Origin of the sequence: Streptomyces sp. ISL-36 (assembly GCF_018614205.1) — a bacterium.
Classification (GTDB): domain Bacteria; phylum Actinomycetota; class Actinomycetes; order Streptomycetales; family Streptomycetaceae; genus Streptomyces.
The window spans coordinates 1-5149 of the sequence record NZ_JAGGOS010000156.1; the positions used below are offsets into that span (position 1 = coordinate 1).

Annotated in this window: 4 protein-coding genes and 1 pseudogene; 1 reads left to right on the plus strand and 4 read right to left on the minus strand. The window is 72.4% G+C overall.

Annotated features, from left to right (window positions below):
• Window positions 1-54 precede the first annotated feature (54 nt).
• Window positions 55-1611, plus strand: a complete 1557-nt coding sequence (locus tag J7E93_RS32615; RefSeq protein ID WP_215073647.1) for an alpha/beta hydrolase — start codon at window positions 55-57, stop codon at window positions 1609-1611.
• 76 nt (window positions 1612-1687) lie between these two features.
• Here J7E93_RS32615 and moeZ read toward each other — a convergent pair whose 3' ends face one another.
• The 4 genes and pseudogenes from moeZ to J7E93_RS37575 form a co-directional block, all read right to left on the minus strand.
• Window positions 1688-2866: an adenylyltransferase/sulfurtransferase MoeZ gene (moeZ, locus tag J7E93_RS32620; protein ID WP_215073648.1), complete on the minus strand. Its 1179-nt coding sequence runs from the start codon at window positions 2864-2866 to the stop codon at window positions 1688-1690.
• Window positions 2867-2929: 63 nt separating this feature from the next.
• The gene (locus J7E93_RS32625; RefSeq protein ID WP_215073649.1) at window positions 2930-3679 is read right to left on the minus strand and encodes a spherulation-specific family 4 protein; all 750 of its coding nucleotides are present in this window, start codon (window positions 3677-3679) and stop codon (window positions 2930-2932) included.
• Window positions 3667-4626, minus strand: coding sequence for an NAD(P)-dependent oxidoreductase (locus J7E93_RS32630; RefSeq protein ID WP_215073650.1), 960 nt, complete (start codon window positions 4624-4626; stop codon window positions 3667-3669). Before J7E93_RS32630 ends, J7E93_RS32625 begins: the two co-directional genes overlap by 13 nt.
• A gap of 298 nt (window positions 4627-4924) precedes the next feature.
• Window positions 4925-5149 (minus strand): annotated as a pseudogene (locus J7E93_RS37575) (hypothetical protein); the annotation flags it as partial.

Genomic DNA, 5149 nt, shown 5'->3' on the forward strand with positions numbered 1-5149 from the left:
CACAGGGCAATACACCTAGGATGGCGGTTTTCCGGTCCGGATCACGGGGGTCCCATGTCCATACCGCGCTTGTCCCTGCGCATACCCGTGGCCGCTCTCGCGGTCACCGGTCTCCTGCTCACCGGCTGTACGAGCACCGACGACGCCGAGACTCCGGCCGGCTCGGCCGGTGCGGCCGGTGCGGCCGGTGCGGCCGGTCCCGCCGCTCCGGCGGGACTGCCCGCCTCACTCACCTCCCAGCGACCCGAGTGGCAGCCCTGCGAGGCCCCCGAGGGCGGCGAGGAGCCCGGCTCCGCCTGGCGCTGCGCGAACGTGAAGGTTCCGCTCGACCACTCCCGGCCCTCCGGGGAGACGATCCCGATCGCGCTCATCCGCAAGGAGGCCCGGGACAAGGGCGAGCGGATCGGCTCGCTGCTCTTCAACTTCGGCGGCCCCGGCGGCTCGGGTGTCGACATCCTCCCCCGCACCGCCCGGCAGTACGACGTGCTGAACCAGCGCTACGACCTGGTCGGCTTCGACCCGCGCGGCGTGGGCCGGAGCGCCGGTGTGGTGTGCCGGGACGACAGGGAACAGGCCGCCGCCGAGCGGACGGACCTCACACCCGACACGGCGGCCGAGGAGGCCTCGTTCTTCCGGGACGGCGCCGCCTTCGGCGCCGGCTGCGCCCGCCGCTCCGGCAGGATCATCCCGCACACGACGACCGACAACACCGCCCGGGACCTGGATCTGGTCCGGCACGTCCTCGGTGACGCGAAGCTGAACTACTTCGGGATCTCCTACGGGACGCAGCTCGGCGCCGCCTACGCCCATCTCTTCCCCCGGAACGTCGGCCGGACCGTCCTCGACGCGGTCGTCGACCCGACGGCCGGCACCGCGGGCCACGCGCGCAACCAGACGATCGGCTTCCAGCGGGCGCTGGACAACTACCTGAAGAGCACGGCCGAGGACCCGAAGGCCGGCACGGCCAGGATCGTCCGGCTGCTGGAGGGGCTGGACCGGGAGCCGCTGCCCGTCGGCGACCGCCGGCTGACGGACGGCCTGGCGCTCACCGGCATCGCGGTCACCCTGTACTCGCAGAGCAGCTGGCCCGTCCTGACCTCGGCGCTGGCACGGGCCGAGAGCGGCGACGGCACGGAGCTGCTGCGCCTCGCCGATTCGTACAACGACCGGGACGAGAACGGGCACTACGGCACCCAGTCCCACTCCCAGCGGGCGATCTCCTGCGCCGATTCCAGCGAGCGGCCGACGCTCGCGCAGGCGAAGGCGCTGCTGCCCGAGTTCCGCGGGCTGTCCCCGGTCTTCGGCGCGTTCCTGGCCTGGGACACGGCCGGCTGGTGTGCCGACTGGCCGGTGAAGGGCGAGCGGGCCGATCCGGACGCGAGCGCCCCCGGCGCGGGCCCGATCCTGGTCGTCGGTACGACCGGTGACCCGGCGACCCCGTACGAGGGCGCCGAGAAGATGGCCGAGGAGCTCGGCGAGGGCGTCGGCGTGCTGGTCACCAACAAGGGCGAGGGGCACGGCGCGTACGGCACGGGGGCCTGCGTGACGGGGACGATCGACAGCTATCTGCTGGACGGCAAGGTCCCGGCGTACGGGAAGACCTGCTCGTAGCGGCAGGCGGAAGGGCCCGGACCTGTCGCCAGGTCCGGGCCCTTCTCACCTACGCTCACATGCGCGTCCGGACGGTCTAGTAGACCGGCTTCTCGGGCTCGATCTGGTGGACCCAGCCGATCACGCCGCCGCCGACGTGCACCGCGTCCGCGAAGCCCGCGGCCTTGAGCACCGCGAGGACTTCCGCACTGCGGACACCCGTCTTGCAGTGCAGGACGATCCGCTTGTCCTGCGGGAGGTCCTGGAGGGCGGTGCCCATCAGGAACTCGTTCTTCGGGATCAGGCGAGCGCCGGGGATCGAGACGATCTCGTACTCGTTGACCTCGCGGACGTCGATGATGTCGATGTTCTCGCCCTCGTCGATCCACTCCTTGAGCTGCTTGGGAGTGATCGTCGAGCCGAGCGCCGCCTCCTGGGCCTCCTCGGACACGACGCCGCAGAAGGCCTCGTAGTCGATGAGCTCGGTGACGGTCGGGTTCTCGCCGCAGACCGCGCAGTTCGGGTCCTTGCGGACCTTCACCTGGCGGTACTGCATCTCCAGGGCGTCGTAGATCATCAGCCGGCCGACCAGCGGGTCGCCGACGCCGGCGAGGACCTTGATCGCCTCGGTGACCTGGATGGAGCCGATGGACGCGCAGAGCACGCCCAGGACGCCGCCCTCGGCGCAGGAGGGCACCATGCCCGGCGGCGGGGGCTCCGGGTAGAGGCAGCGGTAGCAGGGGCCGTACTCGGACCAGAAGACGGAGGCCTGACCGTCGAAGCGGTAGATCGAGCCCCAGACGTACGGCTTGTTCAGCAGCACGCACGCGTCGTTGACGAGGTAGCGCGTGGCGAAGTTGTCCGTGCCGTCGACGATCAGGTCGTACTGGCTGAAGATGTCCATCACGTTGTCGGCCTCGAGCCGCTCTTCGTGGAGGATCACGTTCACGTACGGGTTGATGCCGAGGACCGAGTCCTTGGCGGACTCCGCCTTGGAACGGCCGATGTCGGCCTGGCTGTGGATGATCTGGCGCTGCAGGTTCGACTCGTCGACCTCGTCGAACTCCACGATGCCGAGCGTGCCCACACCGGCCGCGGCCAGGTACATCAGGGCCGGCGAGCCGAGGCCGCCGGCGCCCACACACAGCACCTTGGCGTTCTTCAGCCGCTTCTGCCCGTCCATCCCGACATCCGGGATGATCAGGTGGCGGGAGTACCTGCGGACCTCGTCTACGGTGAGCTCGGCAGCCGGCTCGACCAGGGGTGGCAGCGACACGGGGGCTCCGTTGGTCGGTATGTCAGTACGGTTGTTCTCTCCGTAACACTGCCACGGCCCTTCTCATTCCGAGACACCCGGTCCAATGCGCGAGACGATTTCGTCCCAGTAGCCGGGCAGTGTTTGGAATGGGCTGTTCTGTCCGGTCCGGTCCCCGCGGTCCGTGAAGAAGATCGTTCCCGCGCCCTGCCAGCGGGCGACCCGCATCGCCTCGTCGAGATGGCTGCGCGGCACCCCGTGGACGAGGTGCACGAACTTCTCCGGCGGGTACGCCGCGGTCCACTCGGCCACCTGTGACCAGCGGTAGTCCGTCCAGGGGCCGGAGAAGGTGACCAGCTGGTCGGCCGTCTCCGCGTACCCCGGATACGGGTGGGTGCCATGGCCGAGCACGAGGTGGGCCTCGCCGTCGAGCACCGCCTCGAGGGTGGCCGCGACGCGCCGCACCTCGGGCAGGTCCGCCCGGTCCGTGGGACAGCGGTCCAGATAGAAGCCGTCGACCTTGTACCAGTCGAGGAAGCGGTGGGCGTCCGAGACCATCTCGCCGAAGGCGCGGGAGCCGTGGCGGAGGTCGAGGTGCCCGAGGACCGTGACGCCCGCGTTCCGGAGCTTGCCGGCCGCTTCCAGGCAGTGCGGGTCGGGGCGGGAGCCGGGGCCCTCGGCGACGTTGAGGACCGCCCAGTGCAGGGGGGTGCCGGGGCGGGTCAGCTCGGCCCATTCGACGGGGGCGAGCAGCGGGTGGGCGTAGCCGGGGACGCCGAACCCCAGCCGCTGCATCGCGCCGGTGCTGGTTCCCGCGGTGGTCAGATGCGACATGCCGCCTCCATCCAGATGTCGGCGAGGGACTCTTCGAGGTTGATCCGGGGCCGCCAGCCGAGCCGGTCGCGGGCGGTGCGGACATCCGCCTGCTGCCAGCCGCCGCAGCCGTCGGGGTACGGGTAGGGGGCGGCGGCCAGCTGGTCGGCGATGGTCTCGGAGCGCGGGGCGCCGATGACGGGCCGGTGGGGCGGGCCGTCGAGCTCGTGCAGGGTCCCGGTGTATCCGGCGACCCTGGCGAGGACGGCGGCGGCGTCGCGGAGCCTGACGGCTCGCCCGGTGCCGATGTTGACGACGCCCTGGGCGGCGGAGAGCGAGGCCGCGTGGACGGCGCGGGCCACGTCCCGTACGTCCACGAAGTCGCGCTGCACACCGAGGCCGCTGAGCTTGAGCTCGCCGTCGCCGGCCTGCATGGCGCGGCGCATGGCCTCGGCGAGGCGGCCGAGCGGGGAGCCGGCCGGCGTGCCGGGGCCTACCGGGGAGAACACCCTGAGCACCACCGCGTCGAGTCCGGAGCCGAGGACGAGCTCGGTCGCGGCGAGCTTGGAGACTCCGTAGGGGCCGCCGGGGCGGGGCACGGCGTCCTCGGCGGTGGAGGAGCCGGGCTGGGAGGGCCCGTACTCGGACGCGCAGCCGACCTGGACCAGGCGGGCGCCGCAGCCGCTGCGCCGCAGGGCCTCGCAGACGGTCGCGACGGCGACGGTGTTGTGCCGGGTCAGGTCGCGGGCGCCGCCGCGTGTGGCGCCGGCGCAGTTGACGACGACTCCGGGATGGACGGCGTCCAGGAACCGGGTGAGCGCGCCTGGGCTTCCGCCGGCGAGGTCGAACCGTACGTCGGCGTCGTCGCCGCGCCCGAGGGCGGTGAGGTGCACCGCCGGGTCGGCGAGCAGCCGGTCGGCGACGAAGCGGCCGATGAATCCGTTGGCTCCGAGCAGCAGCACCCTCATCGTGCGGCCCCTTCTCGCCGACCGGCCGTTGCTGAAGGTAGGGAGGTCATGTCTCTTTCGTCTCCTTGGAATGGGTTCTGCGCGGTGGGCGCGCCCGCGGCGTCGGCTCCGCGGGTGTGCCGGGGTCGAGGGGGCCGGCCTGCCGGTCGGGCCGCCGTGACGTCAGCGGCTGCCGCCGGCCGGCGGGCGTGGTCTGGCCAAGGGGTCTGCCCCAGGCCCGTCAGGGGTGAGGGGACGGACCGCGGTCGGAGGCACGGCGCCGGGGCATGTGAGCCCGGGAAGATCGGCAAGGCGCCCCCTAGGGGTTGGCGTGGGCCGAGGCCCGGGAGAGGGCGGCGGTGGCGTGGGCCAGCAGGCCGAGGGCCGCGGCGCCGCAGGCGAGGGTGGGTACGGCGCCGGTGCCCCAGCTGTCGACGAGGGCGTGGACCGGTACGGCGAGGACGTCGCAGCCGGGGAGCCGGGCGGCCAGGACGGCCGCGAGAGCGAGGGCCTCGATCGCACAGGCGGCGGCGAGGCCGTCGGC

Coding starts and splice junctions, on each gene's coding strand:
- J7E93_RS32615 (WP_215073647.1), top strand. CDS start 55: ATGTCCATACCGCGCTTGTCCCTGCGCATACCCGTGGCCGCTCTCGCG.
- J7E93_RS32625 (WP_215073649.1), bottom strand. CDS start 3,679: ATGTCGCATCTGACCACCGCGGGAACCAGCACCGGCGCGATGCAGCGG.
- J7E93_RS32630 (WP_215073650.1), bottom strand. CDS start 4,626: ATGAGGGTGCTGCTGCTCGGAGCCAACGGATTCATCGGCCGCTTCGTC.